Origin of the sequence: Marinobacter sp. UBA3604 (genome assembly GCF_002375325.1) — a bacterium.
Taxonomy (GTDB): Bacteria; Pseudomonadota; Gammaproteobacteria; order Pseudomonadales; family Oleiphilaceae; genus Marinobacter; species Marinobacter salarius.
Genome location: NZ_DFMB01000019.1, coordinates 40229 through 67161 on the forward strand (window position 1 = coordinate 40229; position 26933 = coordinate 67161).

Here is a 26933-nt window from a genome sequence, read left to right on the forward strand (position 1 = left end):
AAACCGTTCGATCCATGCCTTCGTTTATAACCAGGTAGACAGAACGATCGATCCAAACTGATCGACGCCGTCCTTTTCCTTGAATTCTTCGCTTCGCCACAGGTAGGTGTAAGCGATCTGCCAGCGATCCCAGGTCAATGCCGCACCCACCTGGGCGTCGCCAACCCATTCGCGACTATCAACGGAGTGGCTGTCCTCGAAACTGTTGCCGTCGAGCAGCAGGTTGTGTGCCATATAGCGCCCTTCAACGGCAGCGAAGACGTACCAGCTAAAGCCCTGATCCCGCCGAAAAGAGGATTGCCCGCCTTGTGCAGGAGCGACTGACGGAATGCCGAAACTACGCTCAAGCCCCTCTCCCAAACGAAACCCCAGGCCGCCGGAAGCGTAGGTATACAGGTTGCCGAGCGCAAACCCGGCAGACGGCCCATATTCAATGGTCAGCCCAGAGAAGTTTTGCTTCATAAACCAGGCACGTTCATAACCGAAATTGATAACTGGCTCGTTATCAAGCTGGTTATCCCAACCCCTCGGCTTGTCTGCCGCAATAAGTTCATGGAAATTTCGTTGACCCACCTCAGCGCCGGAGGCCGGGCCTACGATGCCCACGTCGATATGCAGGCTGTCTGCCAAACGCAAGCCACCGTGCTCCCTTTCGCTCAGTAGCGAAACCCCGCCAAACAAAAGGCCGGCATAGGGACGGTCATCTTTAATAAGCGCTTCAACCTCTATATCTTCCGGCGTATACATCTGTTGCCCCAGCCGGTACGTTGCGCCGGCAAGACTACTGCCAGACCAGCCCGGAATAATATCCGCAAGACGACGGGTCCAGTGTTGATCGGCGGGCTCAAAGGCCCAGATCACCTCTACGCCGTTGGTATATTGACCATCGCCGCCGGCGGAAAACGCATCGTTTTCCACTTTCAGGGACAGCAGGCCTTCAGCGGAAGCTGATGTCACAAGAGAACCCAGCAACAGACCTGAGCACCAATTCCGGTAACGCTTTCTGCAACATCCAGATTTCACTGAAGATTCCTCTGTCAAAGCTGGGTTGAACCGGATGTAAAAGAACTTGCTCCCGGATGCTGACATACCTTCCGTACGGCGACTTTTTGGTCGCCGGCCAGAAATGATGAGACGGCTGTCCGCACAACTTGTTCAATCTGTTCAGTATAAACTAAACGTAACACAAGTAATGATTGACAGCTAGCCGTGATGGAATTGTCCTGCAACGGTGTAATGTGCAGAACGCTCCAGTTCTAATCTTCTCGCTCGCTGCCTGAAAAATGTCTCGGATTCAGGAATTTTTGAGGTTGGCGGAATTTTCCATAACCCGCTCAAAAACACGCAGGGCGACTTCCAGGTCGGTATTTTCAATGCCTTTCAGCATCTCCTCTCGCAAGACATTCGCCCGCTCATTCAGTTCGCTCATAAAGTGCTCACCGGCATTGGTAAGATAAAGCAGCCTGGCGCGCCGATCACGCTCACTGGGCCGGCGCTCAATCAGACCCTGCTCCTCGAGGCTGTCAAGCAGGCGGACCAATGTCGGATTCTCGATGGTCATCAAGCGGGCTAACTCCCGCTGGGTCAATCCTCCACCACCACGCTGCAGGCAGACCATGGTGAACCAGCGAGCTTGGGTAACCCCCAAATCTTTCAGGCGCTCATCCAACAACTTACGCCAGCGCCTTGCTACCCGGGCATTGGTGAGAGGAAACTGATCTCGAGGGGAGTGCGGGGCCATGTCACTGTCCTGCTATTGACGATTCAGTAACAGTAAATCGCAAGCTAATCATATAGACAAGCGTCAGTTACACATTAGCCAGGTTTGCACCAGATCAATAGGCAACATCACGCGGATTCCGAGGCCAGCTAAGGAACTTCTCCTTTCACTGAGACAGGTAACTCCTCGCTTCTTCAGAGACCGGAGGCCCTCAGCGTATTGTCGCCCTGGCAGACACCCTTGCTGTCTGTTGTGACCGGCGACCGGCTTTTAAAAAGCTGGTGCCGAGCGCCCCACAACACCGTAGCATCTTCACTCGACATCAGCCGGGTCTTCGGCACGGCGTCTTCCAGCCAATCCGCATCCGCTAAGGTCAGTCCCCAGTCGAGTAGAGTCTGCGGGGCCGACAACAAGGCTGAGTTACTTTTATCGGTCAGAATGACATGAACTCGGGTTCGGGTGACCAAAAAAACGGTAGTTCAATAGGTTGGGAGTGTTTTTGGGCTATTTTTCACGTTTGTCTGCCAACCCTCTGCCTCGATAATGCTGGCCACCGCATTGGACATGGCCTGATCGTCCGCCTTCATTTCAAACAACAGCAGAATCAGCGTGCGCAGAGACTGCACCCGGCGCTCGTCGGACTCACCCAAAGGCAGCACGGAATAGCGTACGGCATCAGCGTTCATCAGCTCGCTGCTGTACAGCATCTGTTTGAGTTTGGCCGGGTCATTCACCAGCCGGGTTTCTTTGGAGTGTTTTTTCAGTGTCTCTGACACGCGGCTAAAAGTCAGCTCTGGCACCGCCTGGCCGATTCCGTCCTCATCATTCCCATTCCAGAACAGCGGCCGCAACTGGTCATAACCCACCGGCACGAAAGCGCGTCCATAGCTGAGCTGACTAGCGCTGTCCCGATACAGGATCTGGCAATGCACTCCCGCCGGGTTCTCGGCCTCCATGATCAGGAAACTGAACTGGCTGGGAAAGTAATGCTGTTAGCTTTCCTCGTTGGAATAGAAACTGCCGGCGCTGGCATTGCGGAAAGCGAATTTCTTGCGACTGTTTTTAAAGTTATTTTCCGGCAACAGAAACAGCCGCAGCGAATTCAGCAGGCTGGACTTACCCAGATTGCCCGGGCCCAGGATCAGGCCGTGGTTGTCCACCGGAATTTCCACGTAACAGAAGCCAGCAGAATCCACCAATACCAGACGGCGAATACCAAAATTGAAATTGCCTGGGCTCCCCTGGGAGTCACTCATCCAGAATCATCTCCTGTTCCATGAATTTGCCGGTTGCCCTGAAGGCCTCTGCCAGGGGCACAAAACCAAGCCCCTCTGCCAACGATATCGCCCTGGTGAACCGTTCGGTGGTGTCCGGTATATTGCGGAACCGCGCCAGCCATGGCTGCCAGTCGGGCGGCTGAACAAATGTGGCTTTGTTACCAAGAGAGGCTGCGATCGTCGAGAACATTTGCAGACCACCCGCATCATAATCGAATGCGCAGAATACTTCTTCATAGCCCTGCAACCAGTCAAGAATCGCGCCCCGGGTAACCCGATTGCCACCACCCAACACCACATCACACTTCGCAAGTTCCAGGCGCCTACCCAGTGTTTCGCTGGCAAAATCGAGCATCTGCGAATACTGGTAGAAATTCCGCTCGTTCTCTACCACCAGCACCGACCGGGCTTGATGAAACCCCATATCCACGAATTCTGTTCCAATAACGACTACGTCCGGCCGGCTGTGCGCCAACCCCTGATGGTAAACGAGAAGAAAACTGACCTCGGTGCCATGGCGATGAGAGTTACCCTTTTTTGCGGCGTCTACCCGGCTTACCGGCGTTTGCGTCACATCCTGCAGCTCCGTGAAAGCGGTTTCATTCAGGATCGTGACAAGCCAACGGTTGGTTTTCACCTTTTCCGTCGCAAACAACTTCCTATGGCGGCGCCGAAACGCCTCCGGCAGTTTCTTCAGGAAAGCTTCATAGTTAATGGGCTGGCCACGGAGGATTTTCTCGAGGTAGTCGTTCAACAGCTCACCACAATCACTCTGAACAGTGTTTTGTAACGTAGGTTTGACAATTAGTGTAACGCCATCAGGCGCCTACTGTATCGGGGATTTTTAATCCAGAATGTTAACCTGACTCTTTGCAAAGCGAGTGAAGGTAAGTCAATGAAAGACACGTACACTATCAGCCGTGGCAACCCTATCCTGGTGACGTTCGACACTAAGGGCGAGCCATTGGATCTTGAGGACCTTGCTTCAGTCAGCCTTTTCGTTTCCAGGCAGCAGGCTGGTGAATTTCTGCTGTGGATGCAGGATTGGAGATTAATCCGATGACCAAACTCGCTCTGATAACCGGTGCCAGCGCAGGAATTGGCCGTGAAGCCTGCGCCGTCTTTGCCCGGAAAGGCTACAGGGTAATCGCCCTATCCCGACAGCCAACCGGCGTCGAGTCAGCCGATCTGGAGCTAGCGCTGGATCTCGAGTCCTTTGAGCAGATTGAAGGGCTTGCGGGCGCTCTGGACACCGAAATCGCGGGCGCCGAGCGAGTTATCCTAGTCAACAACTCCGGTTACGGGCAGTTCGGAGCGCTTCGCGACCTGTCCGAATCCATGTGGCAAAAGCAGTTCAGCACCCACGTATTCGGCCCCATCAAGCTGGCTGCCGTCTGCCTGAGACTCGGCGAACAACACGGCACACCCTTCCGGGTCATCGCGGTTAGCTCTGTTCTATCCATCGCCCCCCAGAAAATGAAAGGCGCTTACTGTGCCGCCAAATCCGCGATGAACACGGCCCATGAAAGCTTCTGGTTTGATGAACAGGCCAGCAACAGCCTGGAAAGCGTCTCGCTTGTACTCCCCGGCCCCGTGGTGACCCGGTTCAGAGAGCATGCCCTGGCCGCTTTGCAGCCCTTGCTTGGCCGGGCAAGCGCCGTGCACCGGGAAAAGTACAAAGCAATGGAGGTGGCGCTCGCGCCAGGCGCCAGAATCAAGCCCTTTACAGCCAGCGCATCAGACGTCGTGAAAAAGATTTACAGCGCCGCTGAGGCGACACGCCCCAAGCCTCGGTATCTGGTTACACCACAGACCTACGCTGCCGAATTTATCACCCGGTTTATTCCCCGCTCGATCCAGAGAATCATCTTGAGGTAGGCCGAGCCTTCTTTACCCTTTGGGCCCGGCTCAGTTCATCCTTCACATGTGCCCCAACAGCCTTGAGGATACCCAGGCGCGGATCAGCGTCGATAAAGGGTTTCATGGCGGTGGGTGGCGTGTAGCTGATCGTCTGCGAGCCCCTTGGTCATGGCAGCCTTGGTAATACGGTTGGGCAGAACTGCTCCGCAGGGGAGCTTCAGGGGTTGGACGAGGGGCGATTGGGGCATGGCATCATCCTGATGGTTTTAGAATCGTCCGCTTTCAAATTACGATCTAAGGTCTCATTGCACCGGTTCTATGGGAATCAACACTTTGTTCCGTTTAAGAAACCATGGCATGAATAGAGCGTTATAACGCGCCTAACCACTCTGCCAGCTGAAGATTAGTTTTCAGCCGCAATCGCTGCTGAAGCATCCCCTCAAAAACGCCTTCGACTGTTCGTTCCTGCCCCAGCAATGGTAGCGAGGCCTCAGCTTCGGAGAAGAACTGCTCCTCACGAGACGTTCCCACTATGGCTTGTTCCCACCAGCTCACTACTCGAGGGCGTGCCTCTTTGAGCAGCAAGTCCCCAGGCAGTTTTTCGGATTTCGAGGCATTAGCCGTATGAGTCGCTGGCATCAGATTCCAGAGATCGTTGTTGTTCCATCGTGACCACGGAAAACAGTGGTCGACGTCAAACCGCTTCGCTTTGAGATTTTGGGCCGTCCATACGCACTCGACCCTACCATTCTCGAGCTGCTGGTCGATCATTTGACGAACAGTTGACGTATCGCGCCGACCTTCAACCCACTTTAAACCACGATGATAGACATCCATGGAATAACGCAGATCCCAGCTACCCATCAAATCGATCCATTCATTAACGATCGCAGGCTCAATCCAGCACGCATAGCGACTAAATGCATCCCAGAGAAATGAAGGAACCCGGAAGGTACCGAACCGGGAAAGCGTTGCTTTGTCCAAACGCACGGGCGCCTTCTTGATGGTCATCCTGGCCGCTCCGCCCTCGAATATCGGGCGGTTGCTGCCAGGCCAGGTCGTAAAATGTGCGGGGTTCTTGAGAATGGTCGAGCAAGCGTCCCGGATAGCGCGCAGGACTACCGGAGCAACATCCGCCGACAGCGACATACCTACTCTGAAATCCAGAGGCGTGAAACTCTGCAGGTTGAAGAAATCGTCCGTGGCGAAGCCATAGCCACGAATTCCTGGCGCTTGCCTCAGTTGATGCCGAAGAACCAGGGGATGATAAAGCATAATCCAGAAAAGCCCGACCGCACCGAGCGGAATATCCACCCAGTCATCGGTACGTTTAAGCGCCAAGCCAGGCGCACCGTCAGCAATCCGGACAAGGGTTCGCAGCAAACCCAGCTTGTAAGTCGAAGACTTATTATCATTAACGATGATGTGGCGGACTGTCGGCAATGCGCCTGTGCCGTCGTCCGCCAATCGAAAAGCCAGAGTCTCCCAGGAAACTGCGTTCCGCTGGAGCTCATCCTTCTTGCGCCCGACCGGCAACGGCAGCGGGATCAGTGCTCGGCGTTTGGCAAAACCCTCCAGCTCGTCCCTGCTGACATCGTAAAAAATTCGTTCGCCATCACCGGGCCCATGACGAAGCGTAATCACCAGCATTCCACCGGGTGCCAAAAGCTCAGTCAGGATTCGAAAAGCACGCTCACGATCGGATGGAGGAATATGCATCCAAACGGCGGAGACAAGAATCAGATCGAAGCGATAGCTCAGCTTCCGGATCTTACCAAGGTCGGGTAATTGATCGTCTATCCAGTGAATGCACTGATTGCGAGTAGCGCCCTGCCCCAACTCCCGTAAGCCAGCAGCGGGCTCTACCGCGACAACATCCCAACCCCGCACTGCAAGGGCACTGGAATCGCGACCGCTGCCTGCGCCGACATCCAGACCAAGGCCTGACTTATCACCAAGGAAAGATACCCAATCGTGATGAACCTGTTCGAAGGTCAGGGACTGATACTGGCTGAAGAACTTTTGGGCGTTTTGGTTGTAGGGGGTGTAGCTCATGCCACTGCCAGCTTCGCTGCCTGCTGCCACATAAAACTCGGCATCGACGTCCTGAGTTTCCAAGTAATACTCATGGGCTGTGAGCCGGCGTGTGACATGTACTCAACCTCGCCATAATTCACAAATCCCATCGTGCGACCGTACACATCTTTCGATTGCTCTCTCACAAACAGGAACAGGCGCTTATTGAGGGCTCGGTGCTTGATGTATTCCTTCCCCTTCCCCCTGTCTGGCCGTGCGCTATTTTGCGACTGCCAGTGGAACAGCTGCTCATTTATGGCGTAGTCGTTATACATGGTGGTCGGGGAAAACTGTTTCTCATTCTTGTCTAAGGTGACGAAAAGCAGCTCGATATTCTGCTCCTGAATGACGTAAACACCTTCCCGAGAGGGCGGCTGGTGCTCGAATGTCGTAGCACCAAACCCAACCAGAATTTGCTCCCGAGAATAACGGGCGTGAAGTCGCAGCGGTATGTCCGGCAGTTCCGGCATGGCCGGCTGCTCGTGCCTGGTTTTTGCCATTTTCCACTCGAGTACGTCCACGAGTTCCTGGTCTACTCGGGACTTACGGAGCTCAGCGAGGCTCTGGGCAAGCGACTGAAACTCCAACTCCGGTCCTGCTTTCTGCCAGAAATCGTAATGGCACATCAGAGCCTGGCGATTATCGGTATTGTCCCAGCGAAACCCTGACTGGCAGAGCCTTTTGAGGAACAGCAGGTACTGGTGATCATCACAGATGAGTACCCGGTTGTAGATGGCCTTCTTCACTAGTTTAAACAATGACTCATCCGCAACATTCTCGTCTTTGGCTTTGCTGACCAGTTCTTCCCAACTACCGCGCCTATATAGCTCGTTCAGGTCGATGTGAGGATGATGCGTTAGAAAGTTTTTCAGCGTGAGAGGTTGAGCAGAATGCTGCGGAAATTGACGTACCAGGGATACCAACCGATTCATTGTAAGAGTGGCCTGGCGTATGTTGCTCAGCACCATTTCCTGGGTTTTCTTGGTAAGCTCAATCCGGCAGCCCAACGGCGCACGGGGAAAGCCCTGTTTCAACTCATCAGTAATTGAGCGTTCAGACTTGCCCACCAAAGCTCTGAACTTGTTGGCAAAATCATACTCAGGACGGGAGTTACCCACGAAGTCCAAAACCGTGCAGCACTCTTTGCCATCCGCCAAACGTAGGCCGCGACCCAACTGCTGCAAGAAGATGGTCAGGCTCTCGGTAGGGCGCAGGAACAACAGGGTGTCCACTTCTGGGATGTCGATGCCTTCGTTGAAGATATCAACCACGCACAGAACGTGGATTTGCCCTGATCGAAGGGCTTGCTGTTTTTGGTGGCGTTCATGAGCGTTGTCGCTGGTAAGCACATCCGCTTTGATGCCCTTCAGCAGGAACTGGGACACCATAAAGTTGGCGTGAGCGCGGCTCACACAGAAAGCCAAGGCTTTCATGCTATCGATATCAGTGGCGATCTCCCGCAAGCTGCGCAGGATCTTTTCCACGCGGTTCTGGTTGTGTGTGTAAAGGTTGGTTAGCTGAACAACATCGTAGCGGCCGCGATTCCACGGGATGGTGCGCAGGTCAGTATCATCGTCTATCCCAAAGTATTGGAAGGGGCAAAGGTGGCGGCGATTAATCGCCTCTGGCAAGCGGAGTTCAGCGGCAATCACACCTCCAAAATCGCTCAGGATATCGCCCCCATCGTGCCGTTCAGGTGTCGCTGTTAACCCCATGAGTATCTCAGGCGAGAAGTGGCCAAGTACTGCTCGGTAACTGGATGCGGCGATATGATGCACCTCATCAATAACGATGTAGTCGTAGTAGTCTTCGGTCAGGTTGAGCTGAGCCAGCTGGTTGTTAAGCGCCTGGATCGAGACGAACAATTGGCGGTAGTGCTCAGGCAAATGACCGCCGACCCAGAGCTCACCGAATGTATTGTTACGCAGTACTCCACGGTATGCTTCGCGGGCCTGCCTTAGAATTTCTTCTCGATGCGCCACAAAAAGAAAGCGGGCATTTGGCTTCGCCTTGAGGAATCGGTGAAAATCAAAGGCCGAGATCAGAGTCTTTCCCGTGCCTGTGGCCGCCACCACCAGGTTGCGGAAACGCTGGTGCATGTCCCTCTCAACAGACAGTTGCTCGAGAATATCCTTCTGATGCGCGAACGGCGTGATCTCGAAATAGTGGGCGATACCAGCATCGTCCAATCCTTTTTGCTGCCTAAGCGCACGATTTAGCTTTTCTGTACTCTCAGCCTCTCCATCAAACCATTCGAACTCATCCGATGCCCAATAGGTCTCGAAGGTACTGAGGGACTTGTTGATAATGTGCGGAATTTCCTGAGAGGTGATCTTCAGGTTCCACTCAAGACCGTTGGTCAGCGCCGACCGAGACAGATTCGACGAACCAATGTAACCGGTATGAAAGCCCGTATTCCGTAAAAACAAATAGCTTTTTGCGTGCAGCCTTTCACGTTCGATGTTGTAGCTCAGCTTCACCTCAGTGTTAGGCAGACTGGCCAGGTACTCCACGGCTTTGGCATCCGTGGCTCCCATATAGGATGTGGTGATGATTTTGAGTTCGCGTCCACTCGTGGTGAAGGTTTCCAGTTCTTTCCGGAATATCCGAATTCCGGCCCATTTGATGAATGAGACCAACCAGTATATCCGGTCCGCTGACAAAATCTCGCGCTTTAGCTCTGACTCCAGTGACAAGCCAGCATTACTGCCTGAAAATAACTCACTCTGTGTGAGTCCTGTGAGCGGGAAAACGTCTTCAACATACTGCTTCAGGTTCGAAGCAACCGGGTTTTCCAGCTCATAAAGCGCGGTGAGGATCTTTCCTTGGCTATCGAGGAGGTTCTCATCCAGAAACCCATCATCCTGCACCTTCCCCTTGAGCCACATCAGCAACTGATTCGATAACTCGATTTGCTCCTGAAGTCGGTTATCGCCCGAAGGCACCGACCCAATAGCGAACTCCAGAATGTTAGTCAGGAATCGTGACAACCATACAGATGCTTCCACACTGCTAAGCTGGCGCTCACCTACGTAAAATTGTTTCCGGTCCAATCTGTTTTCTACGAGCCGGGTAATAAGCTGCTCGTAAATTCCGGTCTGCTGCATCGTGTACGTCCCACATTGATGACTTCCAGAAGAACGGCGCTGTGGCCACCGGCATTCCTTATATCTCGCAATCTAACTAAATCCGGTAGAATGACGTTAACCCCTAACATGTCGGATTTCCATGAAAGCCGCGATCCTCCCGACAGGTTTTTCTGGCCATCGAGCCATTGCTATCGATTACAGGCTCGCCTGCTCTCCAGGATAGAAAAATCAGCCCCCGCATCCACCAGCACGTCCCCGTCCGGTACAGTGGCCACGAGTTCTCTTGAGACCTTTCGACAGGATTTCCTCGATCTCGCTCCTCAGACAAACTGGTTCCAGAATATCGCAATGAACAGCCTGAGCAACCAACTACCACCGCAGGTCCTGGGTGTCACCGACGGTTACGGACGTTTCGAAAGTGCTGTCATCAATATCCTCTGTCAGCTGATCGAAGCCCAGCGGAGATTCGACCAAATGGCTGGACTACAATTTCTTCTGGCTCCCGCCAGTTGCGGGCCTGGTACTTCAGTTTGCACTGGCATTCCCGCAACAGTGCTTCCGTCACTGTTTCCAGAACATCCGCATCGATTCCTGGTCGCTGGCCCCCCCGGCCCGCGGTTGATGACCCGGACCCGATCTAGCTACTGTCCCAGCGAATTTTTTTCCCGTAGCACGGTGCGGTGAGCTTCATCGAGATGAGGCTTTAGATAGGACAGCGCCCGCGGCGGTAGCATGGGGCTGAGGTAGGCTCGGGCCAGCTCAAATGTCAGCGCGGCTGGCAAGTCCAGAGCGGGGATAATGTCCATGGTGGCATCCCGCTGCAAAGACCAGTGAAATGGCCGGGTCGTCTCATCCACCAACAGCGGGACGTCAGTACTCAGCTTCTCCAGATCCCGCTGGATTGAGCGCATAGTCACCGCAAAATCATGCCCTTAAGCCTTTAGGCAAGCTCAGTGGTTGTGATCGACTTTGGAAAACGCGGAACCATCCTGAGCATGGTGAGGTAACGGACTGCGGTGTTGGACACGAACGTGATCTTTTCTGGCCTGAAGAGGCCTCAAGCGGTTTTTGTGTAGCCTTACAATACACCAGAGAGATCGAGCACTTCCACATTGTGGACGCACTGGACAGCCACAACCGAATATCCAGCTTGCCGGTCAGCCGTCCGTAACTTGCAAAGCACTGCTTGGCGTCGCTACTCATGCCTGTGGAACTGCCTGAACCTTCAAGCTCTGGAGGTCAATAGGTGGTACACCAAGGTCGTTCCAGTTCCCTGGATGGCAGGTAAACAGCAATATCTGATGCCGGCTGGCCGCATCGAACAGGATGCGCTTCATATCTTCCAGGCGGTCGCTGTCACTGTGCACCAGGGTGTCGTCCAGGATGACCAGCGTCGGCCTTCCGGCTTCCCTCAGCAGATCGGCGTAGGCCAGACGGCTGATCAGTCCCATCTGTTCCCGGGCACCAAAGCTCAGTTCGGTGATCAGTCCAAGCTCGGTGCCACGGCTGAAGGTGCCCGGCCGTAGCTGTTCGTCCACTTCCAGCGAAGCTTCCGGAAACAGCACTGAAAGGTAGTGGTTCAGGTGTTTCTGCAGCGGCGCCTGGAGTCGACGTGTCAGGGCCTGGCGCTTTTCGGTGAGCAGGGTCAGCAGCAGGTCCAGCGCCTGGGCGCGGCGATGCAGTTCTTGATAGCGGCGATTGTACTGATCGTACTCCGCCTCTTTCTCGTTGAGCTGTTCTTCCAGCCCTTCTGCGCCCCAGGCTTCCAACCTGACTTTGATATCTCGGAGTTCGCGGCCCCGGTTTTCCTGGGTTTGGCGCAGTTGGTTGACCGCATTCTGGTAGCGCTCGATATCCTGCCGGAGAAACTCCGGGCGGGCATCGCGGATTTCCCGTTCCCGGCGCTCAAGGCTGGCTTCCAGTTCAGCTTGCTGTTTCTCGATGGTCGTCAAGTCGGTGGTTATCTGGCGAAGTTGCTGTTGCCGTTCCGGGCTCTTCTCTTCATCCGCCAGCCGCTGCCATTCGGTTTTGGCGTTGTCCCGGGCCTGTTTCAGGGCAGACAGACGGGACTGATGCGCGCGCTCATCGGATTCGGCCTTGTCCAATGCGCTGCCAGCCCGGGTGAACGCCGCCTCCGCTTCTTCCAGGGCCGGCACATTCTCTTGCGGATTCGGTTTGGGAGTGGCTTCCAGTTGTTTTTTGGCTTTCTCCAGCTCCCCCTCCGCCTCGCTCTGGTCGGAGACAAGTCGCTCAAGGCCTGCCGGCGCCAGAGATTTAAACAGCTCGTCGGCATGCTTGACGGCTCTTCCAGCACTTTCAAAGGCGGAAAGACGATCCTCCGCCAGTTGCACTGATTCCACACCAAGAGTCTTCAGCTGTTCGTCCAGACCTTCCTCAAGGGCTTTAAGCTTCCTTCGTGTGCTGGCCAGCTCTTCCCCGCCCGGCGTGATGCCCAGGATGCCCACGCCCGGAATAACCAGGGTCGATTCGTCCAGAAGCTGCTGCTCACCTTGTCCGGTAAGCGATTCATCGTTCAGCGTCAGTGATGCGCCAGCATCCAGCTGCCAGCTTAATCGGGTGGCGATGGTCCGTGAACGGATGGTTTCTTCGTTCAGCTGGTTCCCAGTTGCTCGCAGTTTTTTGACCAACTCTGCATCGATGCGGTTTTCCCTGGCCTGTTGCCTCGCTTGCTCTAGCTGCTGGTGGTATTCCTTTGCTTTGGCAAGGTTCTGGGTCAGCGCCTGTTTTTGTTGTTCAAGCCGGCGTACATCCTGCTCCAGCCGCTCCCGAGTTTGCAGCAAACCCGCCAGTTTCCGTTGCTTTTCCGCCTGCTCATAGGTGGTTCTGGCTTCGGTTAAACGGCCTGTGACCGCAGGCGTTTGTGCTTCTGCCACGGAGAGGTCTCGCTCGGCACGATCCAGTTCTGCCTTTCGGCCTTCAAGCTGGCGACTGAGCCCTTCCAGATGTTCCTTGTTCTGCTGCAACAGGCGGTGGTTTTGCTGCAGCTGGCTAAGCGTGGCTTTCTCTTGGTTCTGCTGCTGCTCCAGGCGCTCAACCTGCTGATAGCGCACCCGGGCTTCCTCTAGCTGGCGCTGGGCGTCTTCCCATGGGCGCTCGGCCTCGGCCTGATCATAGTCCTGGGCCAGTTTTCCAAGCCGGTCGACCTGCTCCTGGTATTTATGCACCCGCTCCTTCAGCTCTTCAATTTCAAGTTCATATTGAGCGCGGTCTTTTTCCAGCTTCAGGTAATCGCCCCGGGGCTTGCCGGTTCCGGTCAGCAGGGTGTCCCGCTGGCTGCGAACTGTCTCGATCAGGTCGTCGCCTCCGGAACTGGCCACCTCTCCGACCATGGAATTCAGGGCAGACTTCAGATGATCACCGGCATGCTCTATGGCCTGTTCGATGTCCTGCCCGGTGCCCTGTTCCACCCACAGCAGTCCCGGTATGCCCCAGTGTTCAGCTTTGCTGGCGCCACGTTTCGGGTACTGGTAGCCCAGCAATTCGGCCAGTTTTTCTTCGGCGTCGTCTTCGCTGTAGGTTTCGGTGCCGACAACCAGGTCGCACCGTTTGCGCTGGAGAAAGCTTTTGGTGAGGTGCCAGGTTCGGTCGTCCTGCTCAAACTCCAGCTCAATGGTGGGAGCCGCAGCGGAGTCGCCCCAGGGGCGCAGGTCGTCTACGGCCGTGGAACGGTAGCGTTCGAAAAATGCGGCACGGATGGCACGTACCAGCGTGCTTTTGCCGGACTCATTGGGACCGTGAATCAGGTTGAGCCCGGGTTGCAGGTTGTCCAGAACGAAGGGTTTGCGGAACTGGCGCAGCTGTTCAATGCGCATACACTGCAGCTTCATCGCCCCACCTCCTGTTCCCGCTCCCTGAGCAGACCCGCCAGGATAGCCAGGGCATCCCGGGCGACATCGTCCTGCGCCCCTTCTTGCCGCTCCCGCAGGCTTTCGACCACCTCGCCCACGTAGCCATCCGCTTTCAGGGCCGCGATGTCCTCATCCGTGGGTGCAAGCTGAAGCCCGCTCCGCTCAGAGCGAAGGCTGCGGAATCGCGCTTCGGCAACCGACAAAGCCTTTAGCAGGGTTTCTTCACCGGCCAGGGTCACCGAGCCTTCAAGGCGCAGATCAACAACGGCGGATTCGGGCAAGGCATTCAAACGCTCCAGTAGTTGCTCAAGATCGGACTGGACCGCCAGGGTTTCCCGCCACTGGTGCCACTGATACCGCCCCGTTGGGAGTGAGGTTACTTTCGGGGTTGCGCCGGGCGCGGAAACTTCAACGATCAGGGCATTTCCCGCTTCGTTGTTCCGGAACCGTTCCGGCTCGAGCGTCCCGCTGTACCAGGTGCGTTCATCGATCTGTTTGGTGCCGTGCCAGTCGCCCAGGGCGAGGTAATCGAGCCTGCTGGCTCCCGCACGGTCTGGCGCGATGGGGTTGGTTGAATCAATCTCGTCCGGCAACAGGCCCTGGACGCTACCGTGGGCCAGGCCGACTCTGGGAAAACCTTCAGGTGTTTCGTAGCCACTGAACGGCTCGGTCAGATCGCCGTAGGTATGGCGCTGCGTCAGCGGCGCGCAGAGGATGCTGAGGCCTTGGGGTTCAAGATCAATCACCCCGGGCTGAAGCGCCAGATATACGTTCTCCGGCACCGCGCCCAGGCGCTGAGCTCGGGTCCACACGCTCTCTGCCAGGGCGGCGTCGTGATTGCCTGGCAGCATGACCCAGGGACCGGCAAACCCCTTTGTGGCGTTGAATACCCGCCGGATGGTGCGATCGGAGACTGTTTGCGCATCAAAGACGTCACCGGCCACCAAGACCGCATCGCACTGATGTTCGTTGGCCAGTTGAGCAAGCGTTTCAATGGCCTCAAACCGGGCCTCGACCAGGGCTGCACCGTCTTCGGTCTCGAAACGGGTAAAGGCCCGGCCCATCTGCCAGTCTGCCGTATGCAAAAACTTTGGCATTTTATCTACCTGAAAGATCTGGAAATTTTGGCGTTATTCTAGACTACCCGCGACAACTTTACAGAGGCGGCACAACAAAGAACGTCATTCTGGAGGAGTCTGTTTGCTTGGAAGGCTACGCCGGGCTCAACCTGCAGGCTGCATACTTGAACTCCGGGATCTTTCCGAACGGGTCCAGGGCCGGATTGGTGAGCACGTTCGCTGCCGCCTCCACAAAGGCGAAGGGGACGAACACCATGCCTTCGGGCATGGTCTGATCGGCCAGCGCCGTCAGGGTAATGGTGCCGCGCCGGGTGGCAATTTGAATGTCATTGCCCGATGTTACGCCCATGCGATCCAGCTCCGCTGGTGCCAGGTAAGCTGCAGCTTCCGGCTCCCGCTCATCCAGCACCCGGCTGCGACGGGTCATGGCGCCGGTGTGCCAGTGCTCAAGCAATCGCCCGGTGGTTAACACGATGGGATAGGCCTCATCCACTGGTTCGTCCGGTGGCAGTGGGCTGGCCGGTGAGAATCTCGCACGGCCTCCTGCGCGCGGGAAGGCATCGGAGAAGACAACGTCCTGGCCCGGGGCGTCATCCGCCGGGCATGGATAGGTAACCGATCCCTCGCGCTCCAGGCGAGACCAGGAGATATGATCCAGTGAGTGCATGCCCTGCTTCATTTCTTCAAACACTTGCTCGGGGCCGGCATAGTTCCAGGCCAGCCCGAAACGCCGGGCGATTTCCTGAACAACCCACCAGTCGGGCTTTGCTTCCCCAGGGGGCGCCAGTGCGGCACGGCCCATTTGCACCTGGCGGTTGGTGTTGGTGACGGTGCCGGACTTTTCCGACCAGGCGGCGGCAGGCAGGATTACGTCGGCAAACTGGGCGGTCTCTGTAACGAACAGGTCCTGCACCACCAGGTGTTCCAGGGCAGCAAGCGCGGCCCGTGCGTGGGTCAGGTCCGGGTCGGACATCGCGGGGTTTTCGCCGAGGATGTACATGCCCTTGATGGTGCCCGCCTTGATGGCGTCCATAATCTCCACCACGGTGAGCCCCGGTTCCGGGTCCAGTTCGGTACTCCAGAGTTCTTCGAAGGCGGCCCGCAGCTGGGCATCCCCCACCGGTTGGTAGTCAGGCAATACCATGGGTATCAAACCGGCATCGGAGGCGCCCTGCACATTGTTCTGCCCCCGTAATGGATGCAGGCCGGTTCCGGGCCGGCCGGTCTGGCCACATGCGAGCGCCAGGGAAATCAGGCATCGGGCGTTGTCGGTGCCGTGCACGTGTTGGGAGATGCCCATGCCCCAGAAAATCATCGCTCTATCAGCCTCGGCGTAGGCTCGGGCAACTTCACGAATGACCTCAGGCGCCACGCCACACACCGGACTCATCACCTCCGGGGTCATACCTTCAACACTGGCTGCCAATGCTTCGAAGCCTTCGGTGTGGGCATCAACGTAGGCCTGGTCAAAGAGTTTTTCGCTGATGATCACATTGAGCATGGCGTTGAAGAGGGACACATCGCCACCCGGCGAAAAACGCAGGCTGCGCCAGGCATAGGCCTCCAGCGCCTGGCCCCGCGGATCGATGATGATCAGCTTGGTGCCGTTTCGTGCCGCCTGCTTGAAGTAGGTGGCGGCCACCGGGTGGTTTACGGCCGGGTTGCAGCCTGTAAGGATCACCACATCTGCCTCGAGCGCCTGCATGAAGGAGGCGGTCACGGCGCCAGAGCCCAGGCACTCCATCAATGCGGCCACGGAGCTGGCGTGACATAGCCGCGTACAGTGATCAACATGGTTGGAGCCGAAACCCGTGCGCACCAGCTTCTGGAACAGCCAGGCTTCTTCGTTGGAGCACTTGGCGCTGCCGAATCCGGCGAGCGCATCCGGTCCGTGTTGTGCTTTAAGTTGGGTTAATCCGCCTGCCGCCAGATCCAATGCCTCTTCCCAGCTTGCCTCTCGAAAGTGCGTTAACGGATTGGCCGGATCAAAGTCCGGGTCGAGCCCCTTGGGTACGCCCTCCCGGCGAATCAGCGGCCGGGTGAGCCGCGCCGGATGTGAGGGGTAATCGAAGCCAAAACGGCCTTTCACGCATAGTCGGCCCTGGTTTGAGGGGCCGTCTTTACCCTCCACAAAGAGAATACGTCCTCGCTGCTCGCCTGTTTCTGATTCGGCAGGAGCGGGCTCGTCTTTCACGTGATAGGTCAGCTGGCAGCCCACGCCGCAATAGGGGCAAACGGAGTTCACAGTGCGGTCGGCCGTAGCGGAGTCTCCCCGGCCCTGGGCATCAATCAGGGTAGCGGGCATGAGCGCGCCCGTCGGGCAGGCCTGCACGCATTCGCCACAGGCAACGCAAGTGCTATCGCCCATGGGATCATCGAAATCAAACACTACCTTGGAGGCCGCACCACGGTGCGCCAGGCCAATGACATCATTGCCCTGCACTTCGCGGCAGGCGCGTTCGCATAAGCCGCAGGTGATGCAGGCGTCAAGATTCACGTTCATGGCAGAGTGAGTGGCGTCATGGCCCCGGGCGTGAGCCAGAGAACCCGATCGCGGCGAAACATGGTGAACCGTTGGCTCTTCACGCTCTGAATGGGCCGGGAGACGTTGGCGCACGGCCGCTGCATCAATCGCGAGTTGATCTACCGTTTCCCACAGATGGCTTGAGCGATCGGGGCTGCTATCTTGCGCAGGTTGATCGGCCAGCAACAATTCCAGCACGCCTCTGCGGGCTTCCTGGGCACGGGCAGAGGCTGCACTTCGCACCACCATGCCGGGCGCTGCCTCGCGAATACAACTTGCGGCAAGCACCCGCTCACCCTCCACTTCCACCATGCAGGCGCGGCAATTGCCATCCGCTCGGTAACCTGGGGCGTCTTTAAAGCACAGGTGCGGGATAGTCTCGCCGGTGCGCTTGGCCACCTGCCACAGGGTTTCGCCGGGGAAGGCCTGCACTTCAACGTCGTCCAGTGTCAGCGTGAAGCTTGTGGTCGAATCGCTCATGGCTGTTTTCGATTTGCTCATGGCTGCCTCCCCTAACCTTTCGCGATCAGGTTGCTGCTGGCGAGTTCGCTACGGAAGTCCCGAAGCAGGCTCAGTACCGGATTGGGTGCGGCCTGCCCGAGACCACAGATGGAGGCATCCGCCATCACTCTGGCCAGCTGCTGGAGCGTCTGCTCATCCCAGGCATTACGCTCCAGCAAGGTGAGCATTTTCTCGGTGCCCACACGGCAGGGCGTGCACTGGCCGCAGGATTCATCCGCGAAGAAGCCCAACAGGTTGGAAGCCGCGGCGGCCAAATCGTCCTGATCAGACAGAATGATGACCGCGGCAGAGCCGATAAAACAGCCGTGTTCCTGCAGGGTATCGAAATCCAGCGGAATGTCGGCTTTGCTGGCCGGCAGTATTCCGCCGGACGCCCCGCCGGGCAGATAAGCCAGGAGCCGATGCCCTTCCGACATGCCGCCGCAGTATTCCTCAACTAGCTCATTAAGAGTTATGCCCGCGGGCGCCACATGGACACCGGGCCGAGCAACCCGCCCGGAGACCGAAAAGCTCCGAAGGCCACGACGGCCATGCCGCCCCTGGCTGGCGAACCAGTCGGATCCCTGGGCGTGGATGCGCGGAATCCAGTAAACCGTCTCGACGTTGTTAACCAGGGTGGGCTGGTTGAATAGTCCTTTCTGGGCCACGAACGGCGGGCGATGCCGTGGCTTGCCGGGCTTACCTTCCAGGGACTCGATCAGGGCGGATTCCTCGCCGCAGATGTAAGCGCCCGCGCCCCGGCGCAGGATCACGAAACCCTGTTCAACGATTTCGGCTGATTCCAGCTCCGCTATGGCCTCTTTCAGCACACGGTGCAGGCCGGGATATTCATCACGCAAGTATATGTAGAGGGCCTTAGCCTCAACCGCCCAGGCGCTAACCAGTGCACCTTCCAGGAAGACGTGGGGTTCACGCTCCAGGTAATAGCGATCTTTGAACGTACCCGGCTCTCCTTCGTCCGCGTTAATCACCGCGTAACGGGGCCCGGGCTCGGCCCTCACGGCCTGCCATTTTCGGAACGTGGGGAACCCGGCGCCGCCAAGGCCGCGCAGGCCCGCATGCTCAAGTTCCTGTACCAGCGATTCGATGCTCACCCGGCCTTCATGGCAATCGGCGAGTAATTGATAACCACCGGCCGAACGATACTCCGACAGACGTTGCCAGGAGACTTCCTCTGGCTGGACCTGCCCCTGCTCTATCGCGGCCTCAACATTCCGGGCATTGGCATGCAGGACATGAAGATTCCCAACGGCTACCACGGGCGCCGTGTCGCAGCGCCCCATGCAGGGTGCGTGGACCACACGCACCTGGCTCGGGTCAGTCCCATCAGCCAGTGCCTCGTGCAGTGCACCTGCGCCAGCAAGTTGACACGAAAGCGAATCACACACCCGCAGAGTTATCTCAGGTGGTGGGGTTTGTTCGTCGTGAATAACGTCGAAATGGGCGTAGAAAGTGGCAGTTTCGTAAATGGCGGCCATGGGCAGGTTCATGAATGCCGCAAGGGCCCGAAGGCGGGGCATGGAGAGGTAACCGTCCGCGTCCTGCAATACATGCAGGTGCTCGATAAGGCGATCGCGGTCGCGCAATGACGAATCGACACGTTCGTCACCGATCAGGTCCCGCAGCTCCGACAGTACCGCCGGTTCCAGTTGACGGCCACGTAGAGCAGAGCGCCGGCGTTTGACCATCTTTTCGTCTGTGCTCATTGTTGTTGACCAGGCGCCAAGGTATCAAAGACAGCCTTGTTGGCTGACTTGACCAGTTATTGACCATTGAAGCATATCAGGCCGGGATTACGCCAGACGATGGATAACGGGAGGAACAGAACGCAAACCTTGGCTTGAGTCTGAAAGGTACTGGAGTATTGAGAAATAATGGAGGCGCGGGTCGGAATCGAACCGGCGTACACGGAGTTGCAGTCCGCTGCATAACCACTCTGCCACCGCGCCGGGAAAAGTTCGAAGGGGATTCGATACTTTTATGCTCTCAGGTGGGCATTGAGAGACTGTGTTAATTGGAGCGGGAAACGAGATTCGAACTCGCGACCCCAACCTTGGCAAGGTTGTGCTCTACCAACTGAGCTATTCCCGCTTGATCAACGAGGGCGTATTCTACGGATTAGGCCGTTTGCGTCAACCACTTTTTTCAACTTTCTGTTTTAGTTCAGATTCTGATCGATTGCACTCGAACGCAGCAACCCCCAACACGCGAATTTGAGCTAGTATCAAGGAACACCCATCGCCAATCCTCAACAAAGGAGACGGGATTTCCAGATGCCCTCCCCTGGCAAGCTTGAATTCCAGAACGGCCAATTGACCGTCTCGGGCGACTGGACGCTTCCGAACTACGGCAGCTTGAAGCGGGATGTCCAAAAAGCCACCGCAATGGAGTTACCTAACGGGCATTCGGTCAATCTGGCAACAATCAATGCGCTGGATACCGCTGGCGCATCCCTGCTGGTGGATCTTCTGGGTGCCCGTCAACTCCATGAGCTTACCGAGCTAACCCCCGGGCTTTCCAGCGAACGTCAGGAACTGCTGCGCCTGATTGCCAACGCGATGGCCAGCCCTGAAGGCGAAAAATCCCTCCGATCCAACCCGATCACTGAGTTCCTGGCGGGTGTTGGCGAAAAAATCGAAGACTTCTGGCATCAACAACGTCTGTTGATTGGTTTTACCGGCCAGATACTGGCGACATTGGCGAGCATCCTTGCAACACCCTGGCGATGGCGGATCACCTCACTGGTGGCCCATGTCCATCAGACCGGGCTGAATGCCCTTCCCATCGTGGCGCTGCTGACGTTTCTGGTGGGCGCGGTCGTTGCGTTTCTGGGCGCCACCATTCTCGATGATTTCGGCGCCACCATTTACACCGTTAACCTGGTGGCCTTCTCATTCCTGCGGGAGTTCGGTGTTCTGCTGGCCGCTATCCTGCTGGCTGGTCGCACGGCCAGCGCCTTTACTGCGCAACTCGGGTCCATGAAAGCGAACGAAGAAATCGATGCCCTAAGAACCTTCGGGCTGAGCCCGATTGAATTACTGGTTATCCCCCGGGTGCTGGCGATGGTGGTTTCGCTTCCGATACTGACCTTCGTCGGCATGATCAGCGGCATTGTTGGTGGTTCGCTGGTGTGCGTCGTGGCACTGGATATCTCCGTTCCGCAAATCCTGAATATCCTCGAAACCAAGGTAAGGGTCGTCCACCTTCTGGTTGGGCTGGGCAAAGCCCCGATCTTTGCGTTTGTGATTGCCGTTATCGGTTGCCTTGAGGGCTTCAAGGCCAGTGGAAGTGCCCAGTCCGTCGGTGAACACACCACCTCCGCCGTGGTACAGTCGATCTTTATGGTGATTCTGCTGGATTCCATAGCAGCGATATTCTTCATGGAGATGGGCTGGTGAGAAAAGAGGCCGCGCACCAGGATGTGGTTATCAGCGTGAAGGGCCTTTGTAACCGCTTCGGTGGTCATGAGGTACATACGGATCTCAATCTTGACCTTTATCACCGGGAAATACTGGGGGTGGTTGGCGGCTCGGGAACCGGCAAGTCGGTGCTGCTGAGGAGCATTGTCGGGCTGCATACGCCGGATTCCGGGACCATAGAGGTCTTTGGTGAGCAGTTGCAGGCTCTTTCTCAACAACAACGCTCCCGTGTAGAACGGCGCTTTGGCGTGCTGTTTCAGAGCGGTGCCCTGTTCAGTTCCCTGACTCTCCAGGAAAACGTTGCCCTGCCGCTGATTGAGCATGCCAAACTGTCCCGTACTGACGCGGAACACTTGGCCCGGGTGAAGCTCGCACTGGTCGGCCTGCCAGCCAACGCGGCCGGAAAGTACCCCGCCCAGTTGTCAGGTGGCATGGTCAAAAGAGCCTCGCTCGCAAGGGCCCTGGCGCTGGACCCGGAGGTGTTGTTTCTGGACGAGCCCACGGCCGGGCTCGATCCGATTGGCGCCGCTGCCTTTGACCGACTGATTGTTACGCTTCGGGACGCCCTCGGCTTCAGCGTGTTTCTGGTGACCCATGATCTGGACACCCTTTACACCACCTGTGACCGGGTGGCCGTGTTAGCCTCGCGGAGCGTACTGGTGGCGGACCGGCTGGCGGTGGTTGAAGCCACCGACGACCCCTGGATTCGCGATTACTTCCATGGGCCCAGAGGCCGCGCCGTCAATCGCATCAGGCCGGCCACGGGACAATAAACATAAACAACCGGAAAGCAGCAAAGAAGTCGGGAGAGGTACGCTGACATGGAACCCAGAGCACATCACGTCCTGATTGGGCTGTTCACACTGGTTGCGCTTGCCAGTGCGCTCGCGTTTGCCCTGTGGCTAGGCCAGGCCGGCAACGACCGCGATTATGCCTGGTACGAAATAGTTTTTGATCGGGGCGTCAGCGGGCTCTCGGAGGGCAGCCCGGTCAAATACAGCGGCATTGAGGTGGGCGACGTGGCCGAACTAAGCCTCGACCCAAGTGACCCGCGCAACGTCAGAGTGCTGATTCGGGTATACGACGATGTGCCCATCAAGGAAGACACTCGGGCTGGCCTGGCGTTGACGAACATTACCGGCAGCATGAACATCGAACTGAAGGGCGGCACCCCCGGAAGCAAAAAGCTGACTGGGAGCCCTGAATCCCCACCGACCATCCAGGCCGAACCCTCGGCCTTTACCACCCTGATGGCTTCCAGTGAGGAGCTGTTTGCCAAGCTCGATCAGTTCCTCACCAACGCAAATGCCATGGTGTCTACGGAAAACTCCCGCAACCTCACCCGCAGCCTCAAGAACATCGAGGCCGTGTCGTCAGGGTTGATGGATCAACGCAGCGAACTGAGCAATCTGGTGGCGAGTTTCGATCAACTCAGTGTACAAACCGAGGCCACGCTGAAAACCTTCCGTCAATTTGGCAGCACAGCGAACACTTTGCTGGACAAGGAAGGCCGCCAGTTGATGGCCACTGCCCAGAGCGCCATGAACTCACTGGAAACCACTACCGCGCGGCTTGAAGCACTCACCGCCCGCAGCGAAGGCTCCCTGGACCAGGGAATGCAGGGCATCGGGGAACTGGCGCCGGCCATGCGGGAACTGAGATCAACGCTGCAAAACATGGACAGCCTTATCCACCGCCTGGAGGACGACCCGGCCGGCCTTCTGTTGGGCCGCGAGCCGATACAGGAGTTTAATCCATGACACTGACTGCATCACGGGCACTGCTCTGCATGGTCGTTGCCGCCACGTTATCCGCTTGTACTCTGTTCCCGGATCGACCGGCCAATCGAATATTTCAGTTACCGGCTTCCACGGTTGAGGAATCCATCACTGACAACAAACCATTCAGCACAACCCTTCGGTTCGTAACGCCCCTGGCAGAAGGCCCTGTTGATAGCTCGCGTATTCTGGTGAAACCGGAGGGCAACGAAATAAAGGCCTATCAGGGAGCGCGCTGGAGTAAGAAGTCTCCCGTCCTGGTTCGGGACCAACTGATCGATGCCTTTCGCCGGGATGGCCGATTCGCTGGCGTTATTACCGGAACCAGTCCGGCCCGCAGTGATCTGACCATGGCAGGAGAACTAAGCGCGTTCCAGAGCGAGTATCAGGACGGCATGCCGGTAGCGCTGATCAGGCTGGACCTGCATCTCATCGACGAGCGCACCCGCAATACCCTTGCCAGCAAACGCTTTGAGTACCAGCGTCCGGCGACAGGGGAACAAGTTGAAGCAGTCGTGGAGGCATTTGGCGAGGCCAGTAACGCACTGGCCCGCGAGGTGATTCGCTGGACGGTCGAACAGCGCCCCTAACCCGTTAACCCTGGTGTTTTTCCGGAAAAAGGTCCGGCCAGGCGGCCTTGAGATAGAGAATCATCGACCAGAACGTCAGTACTGCTGCCACGTACAACAGGGCCGTGCCGGCCTGGGCCCAGACGACACCAGGAGGGAATGCCAGCAGCATGATAATGGCCACCATCTGCGCTGTTGTCTTGATCTTGCCAATGTAGGAAACCGCCACACTCGCACGGCTGCCAATTTCCGCCATCCACTCCCGCAATGCTGAAATCACGATCTCACGACCGATAATCACCGTGGCGGGAATCGTCAGAATGAAACTGGCGTGGGCTTCAATCAGCACGGTCAGTGCTACCGCCACCATGAGTTTGTCCGCAACGGGGTCCAGGAAGGCACCAAAAGGTGTGCTCTGGTTCAGTTTCCGGGCCAGGTAACCATCCAACCAGTCCGTCGCCGCCGCCAGCGCAAACAGGCCGGCACTGACGAGGTAGCTCCATTGCGCCGGCAGGTAGTAGATAATCACGAAAACCGGGATCATCAGAATCCGGGAAAGGGTGAGAATGTTCGGTAAATTCATGCTATCCCTACTCGTCATGCAGTACTGCGTAGATGGTTTCTGCCAGGTTCCTGCTGATTCCCTGAACCTTGGACATTTCGTCGATACTCGCCTTGCGTAGTTCCTGGATGCCGCCAAAATAACGTATCAGATCGCGGCGGCGTTTAGGCCCGACACCCTCGATTCCCTCTAGGGTGGATTGCCGGCGTTTCTTGTCACGCCGGGCCCGATGGCCAGTGATGGCGAAACGGTGCGACTCGTCACGGATATGCTGGATCAGGTGCAGTGCCGGCGAGTCTGCGGGGACCCGATAGAGGTCGCCGGTCATGGCATCAATCAACTGTTCCATACCCGCACGCCGGGTGACACCCTTGGCAACACCAATCAGCGGAATGTCCGTAACACCAAGTTCATCAAACACTTCCCGGGCAATGTTCAACTGGCCCTTACCACCGTCGATGAACACCAGGTCCGGGCGTTTGCCCTCACCTGCCACCATGCGTTTATATCGGCGCGTCAGAACCTGGCGCATGGCTCCATAGTCATCACCGCCGGTGACACCCTCGATATTGTAGAGCCGGTAGTCGCTTTTCAGCGGCCCATTCTCGTCGAAAACCACGCAGGATGCGACCGTGTTCTCACCATGGCTATGACTGATGTCAAAGCACTCCATGCGTGACGGCGTTTCAGCGAGATCCAGCAGGTCGCGCAGGGCCAGCAGGCGACGATAGACCGTTTCCTTGCTGGCCAGGTGGGTCAGCAATGTCTGCCTGGCATTCGTCATGGCCAGATCCAGCCAGCGCCGGCGCTCCCCGCGCACGTTCTTGCGTACCCGGGTGTCACGACCGGCGGATTCTGTCAGCGCCTGGGACAGCAGTTCCTGGCCGTCGACGTCCACCGGCACCAGGATGTCCGGTGGAATTTCCCGGCGGGTGCTACCGCCGAAATAATACTGCCCCAGAAAAGCACTTAACAACTCAGCTTCTGACTGCTCAATACTGTATCGCGGAAAATAGTCCTTGGTACCGAGCACGCGCCCAGCGCGTACGATGATCACCACGATGCACACCACACCGGCATCCTGGGCAATGGCCACCACGTCGGCATCGCCCCCTTCACCGTCCACGCTTTGCTGCTCCTGAACGTGCCGCAGATGGTTTATCTGGTCGCGGTAGACACCGGCTTTCTCAAATTCCAGATTCTTCGCCGCGGTTTCCATGGCCGCCATCAGATCCTGCAGGATCGCGGGGTTCTTGCCTTCGAGGAACATGGTGGCGTGGCGCATGTCTTCCCGATAATCCTCGGGGGAAATATAACCGACACACGGTGCCGTGCAACGGTTGATCTGATACTGAAGACAAGGACGTGTGCGGTTTCGGAAATAGCTTTCACTACAGGACCTTATACGGAAAATCTTTTGTAGAATATTAAGACTTTCCTTGACCGCTCCGGAACTCGGAAATGGCCCATACCAGGTACCGCCGCCTTTCTTCGTGCGCCCCCTGCGAAACGTCAGGGAGGGATAGTCATCGTGCGAGGACAGGTATATATAAGGGTAGGATTTATCATCCCGCAGCAGGATATTGTATGGCGGCCGCAGGGATTTGATCAGGTTCTGTTCAAGCAGGAGTGCTTCGGTTTCACTGCTGGTGATGGTGACTTCGATGGAGTCAATTCGGGAGACCAGGGCTTCGGTCTTGGGCGCCAGGCCGGACTTGCGGAAGTAGCTGGTCACCCGTTTCTTGAGGTTCCGGGCCTTACCCACATACAGCACATTGCCAGCGGCGTCGTACATGCGGTAAACGCCGGGCCGCTCGGTCAACTGTTTCAGGAAGCTATTGGTGTCGAACTCCCTGTTGTTCCCTGCCTCGGCAGAATCAGCCGGTGCGTCAGACCTTGTCGGCATCGAGCAACCCGAGCCTGACCGCCATCAGCGCCAACTCAACGTCACTGGAAATTTCCAGCTTCTCGAAAATGCGGTAGCGGTAACTGTTTACAGTTTTTGGGCTGAGGCAAAGCTTGTCGGAAATGTCCTGCACTTTCTGGCAGTCCACCACCATCATGGCAATCTGCATTTCGCGCTCGGACAAACGGTCGAACAGAGATAGCTCGCCGTCTTCGTCCCTCGCATCGCCGCCTCCAAGCTGCTTGAGCGCCATTTTCTGGGCAATTTCCGGGCTGATGTAACGCTGCCCGGAATGCGCCATGCGGATGGCACGCACCATTTCCTTGATGTCGGCGCCCTTGGTGATATAAGCCGATGCGCCGGCCTGCATCACCCTGGTTGGATAGGGGTCATCGGCACAGGCAGTCACCACGATCACCCGCACAGCGTCGTCAATGCGCAGGATTCGCCGTGTCGCTTCCAGCCCCCCGATACCAGGCATGCGGATGTCCATCAACACGATATCCGGGCTGTCTTTACGCACAGAATCAATAGCATCCTCGCCTGAAGATGCTTCGCCGATGACTTCAATATCGGGGTTGTCCGCCAGCATCCGGGTAATACCGGACCTGACCAGTTCATGGTCGTCAACAACCAATACCCTGATCAAAACTCACCTCGCACGCGGCTTTTATGGGAATTTA

Annotated in this window: 22 protein-coding genes and 2 tRNA genes; 6 read left to right on the plus strand and 18 right to left on the minus strand. The window is 57.0% G+C overall.

Annotated elements, in window-relative coordinates:
- Positions 1–24: 24 nt before the first annotated feature.
- From B2590_RS05645 to B2590_RS05665, 5 genes are all read right to left on the minus strand, one after another.
- Complete coding sequence (locus B2590_RS05645) at positions 25–1089, minus strand: lipid A deacylase LpxR family protein (protein ID WP_082040520.1); 1065 nt, start codon at positions 1087–1089, stop codon at positions 25–27.
- 205 nt (positions 1090–1294) lie between these two features.
- Entirely contained in the window at positions 1295–1741 is a 447-nt protein-coding gene (locus B2590_RS05650) for a MarR family transcriptional regulator (RefSeq protein WP_041333405.1), read from the minus strand.
- Positions 1742–2199: 458 nt separating this feature from the next.
- Entirely contained in the window at positions 2200–2676 is a 477-nt protein-coding gene (locus B2590_RS05655) for a hypothetical protein (RefSeq protein WP_286810219.1), read from the minus strand.
- A gap of 36 nt (positions 2677–2712) precedes the next feature.
- Entirely contained in the window at positions 2713–2976 is a 264-nt protein-coding gene (locus B2590_RS05660; protein WP_286810220.1) for a hypothetical protein, read from the minus strand.
- Positions 2969–3751 (minus strand): hypothetical protein, encoded by a 783-nt coding sequence (locus tag B2590_RS05665; protein WP_286810221.1) that lies wholly within the window; start codon positions 3749–3751, stop codon positions 2969–2971. The genes B2590_RS05660 and B2590_RS05665 overlap by 8 nt, the downstream gene beginning before the upstream one ends.
- Before the next feature lie 141 nt (positions 3752–3892).
- Between B2590_RS05665 and B2590_RS05670 the strand changes: the two genes are divergently transcribed.
- Both B2590_RS05670 and B2590_RS05675 read left to right on the plus strand, forming a co-directional pair.
- Positions 3893–4060: a hypothetical protein gene (locus B2590_RS05670; RefSeq protein WP_286810222.1), complete on the plus strand. Its 168-nt coding sequence runs from the start codon at positions 3893–3895 to the stop codon at positions 4058–4060.
- The gene (locus B2590_RS05675) at positions 4057–4875 is read left to right on the plus strand and encodes an SDR family NAD(P)-dependent oxidoreductase (protein ID WP_286810223.1); all 819 of its coding nucleotides are present in this window, start codon (positions 4057–4059) and stop codon (positions 4873–4875) included. Before B2590_RS05670 ends, B2590_RS05675 begins: the two co-directional genes overlap by 4 nt.
- 83 nt (positions 4876–4958) lie before the next feature.
- Here B2590_RS05675 and B2590_RS05680 read toward each other — a convergent pair whose 3' ends face one another.
- From B2590_RS05680 to B2590_RS05725, 10 genes are all read right to left on the minus strand, one after another.
- On the minus strand, positions 4959–5105 hold the full coding sequence (locus tag B2590_RS05680) for a hypothetical protein (protein WP_286810224.1): 147 nt from the start codon (positions 5103–5105) through the stop codon (positions 4959–4961).
- Positions 5106–5226: 121 nt separating this feature from the next.
- Complete coding sequence (locus B2590_RS05685) at positions 5227–6975, minus strand: class I SAM-dependent methyltransferase (protein WP_286847902.1); 1749 nt, start codon at positions 6973–6975, stop codon at positions 5227–5229.
- Positions 6909–10040, minus strand: coding sequence for a DUF3427 domain-containing protein (locus B2590_RS05690; RefSeq protein ID WP_286810225.1), 3132 nt, complete (start codon positions 10038–10040; stop codon positions 6909–6911). Before B2590_RS05690 ends, B2590_RS05685 begins: the two co-directional genes overlap by 67 nt.
- Before the next feature lie 623 nt (positions 10041–10663).
- Complete coding sequence (locus tag B2590_RS05695) at positions 10664–10939, minus strand: hypothetical protein (protein WP_286810226.1); 276 nt, start codon at positions 10937–10939, stop codon at positions 10664–10666.
- A 282-nt stretch (positions 10940–11221) separates the two neighbouring features.
- A complete protein-coding gene (locus B2590_RS05700) occupies positions 11222–13870 on the minus strand; it encodes an AAA family ATPase (RefSeq protein WP_286810227.1) in 2649 nt (882 codons plus the stop codon).
- On the minus strand, positions 13867–14988 hold the full coding sequence (locus tag B2590_RS05705; protein ID WP_286810228.1) for a metallophosphoesterase family protein: 1122 nt from the start codon (positions 14986–14988) through the stop codon (positions 13867–13869). The genes B2590_RS05700 and B2590_RS05705 overlap by 4 nt, the downstream gene beginning before the upstream one ends.
- Positions 14989–15103: 115 nt before the next feature.
- Entirely contained in the window at positions 15104–17995 is a 2892-nt protein-coding gene (gene fdhF / locus B2590_RS05710; RefSeq protein WP_286810229.1) for a formate dehydrogenase subunit alpha, read from the minus strand.
- 11 nt (positions 17996–18006) lie between these two features.
- Positions 18007–19722, minus strand: coding sequence for an NADH-ubiquinone oxidoreductase-F iron-sulfur binding region domain-containing protein (locus tag B2590_RS05715; protein WP_286810230.1), 1716 nt, complete (start codon positions 19720–19722; stop codon positions 18007–18009).
- Positions 19723–19891: 169 nt separating this feature from the next.
- A tRNA-Cys gene (locus B2590_RS05720) sits at positions 19892–19965 on the minus strand.
- 66 nt (positions 19966–20031) lie between these two features.
- Positions 20032–20107: transfer RNA gene (locus tag B2590_RS05725), tRNA-Gly, on the minus strand.
- Between the two features lie 182 nt (positions 20108–20289).
- On the opposite strand from B2590_RS05725, the gene B2590_RS05730 reads away from it, so the two are divergent.
- The 4 genes from B2590_RS05730 to B2590_RS05745 are packed head-to-tail and all read left to right on the plus strand — an operon-like array spanning position 20290 to position 23803.
- On the plus strand, positions 20290–21414 hold the full coding sequence (locus B2590_RS05730) for an MlaE family ABC transporter permease (RefSeq protein ID WP_286810231.1): 1125 nt from the start codon (positions 20290–20292) through the stop codon (positions 21412–21414).
- A complete protein-coding gene (locus tag B2590_RS05735) occupies positions 21411–22208 on the plus strand; it encodes an ABC transporter ATP-binding protein (RefSeq protein WP_091642133.1) in 798 nt (265 codons plus the stop codon). Before B2590_RS05730 ends, B2590_RS05735 begins: the two co-directional genes overlap by 4 nt.
- A gap of 48 nt (positions 22209–22256) precedes the next feature.
- A complete protein-coding gene (locus B2590_RS05740) occupies positions 22257–23195 on the plus strand; it encodes an MlaD family protein (RefSeq protein ID WP_286810232.1) in 939 nt (312 codons plus the stop codon).
- Complete coding sequence (locus B2590_RS05745) at positions 23192–23803, plus strand: ABC-type transport auxiliary lipoprotein family protein (RefSeq protein WP_286810233.1); 612 nt, start codon at positions 23192–23194, stop codon at positions 23801–23803. The genes B2590_RS05740 and B2590_RS05745 overlap by 4 nt, the downstream gene beginning before the upstream one ends.
- A gap of 4 nt (positions 23804–23807) precedes the next feature.
- Here the strand turns inward: B2590_RS05745 and pgsA are convergent, their stop codons facing one another.
- From pgsA to uvrY, 3 genes are read right to left on the minus strand one after another with little or no spacing between them, the layout of a single operon-like run.
- Complete coding sequence (gene pgsA / locus B2590_RS05750) at positions 23808–24365, minus strand: CDP-diacylglycerol--glycerol-3-phosphate 3-phosphatidyltransferase (RefSeq protein WP_036207967.1); 558 nt, start codon at positions 24363–24365, stop codon at positions 23808–23810.
- Positions 24366–24372: 7 nt separating this feature from the next.
- Positions 24373–26250 (minus strand): excinuclease ABC subunit UvrC, encoded by a 1878-nt coding sequence (gene uvrC, locus B2590_RS05755; RefSeq protein ID WP_286810234.1) that lies wholly within the window; start codon positions 26248–26250, stop codon positions 24373–24375.
- Positions 26234–26899, minus strand: coding sequence for a UvrY/SirA/GacA family response regulator transcription factor (gene uvrY, locus B2590_RS05760; RefSeq protein ID WP_036207973.1), 666 nt, complete (start codon positions 26897–26899; stop codon positions 26234–26236). Before uvrY ends, uvrC begins: the two co-directional genes overlap by 17 nt.
- Positions 26900–26933: the final 34 nt, after the last annotated feature.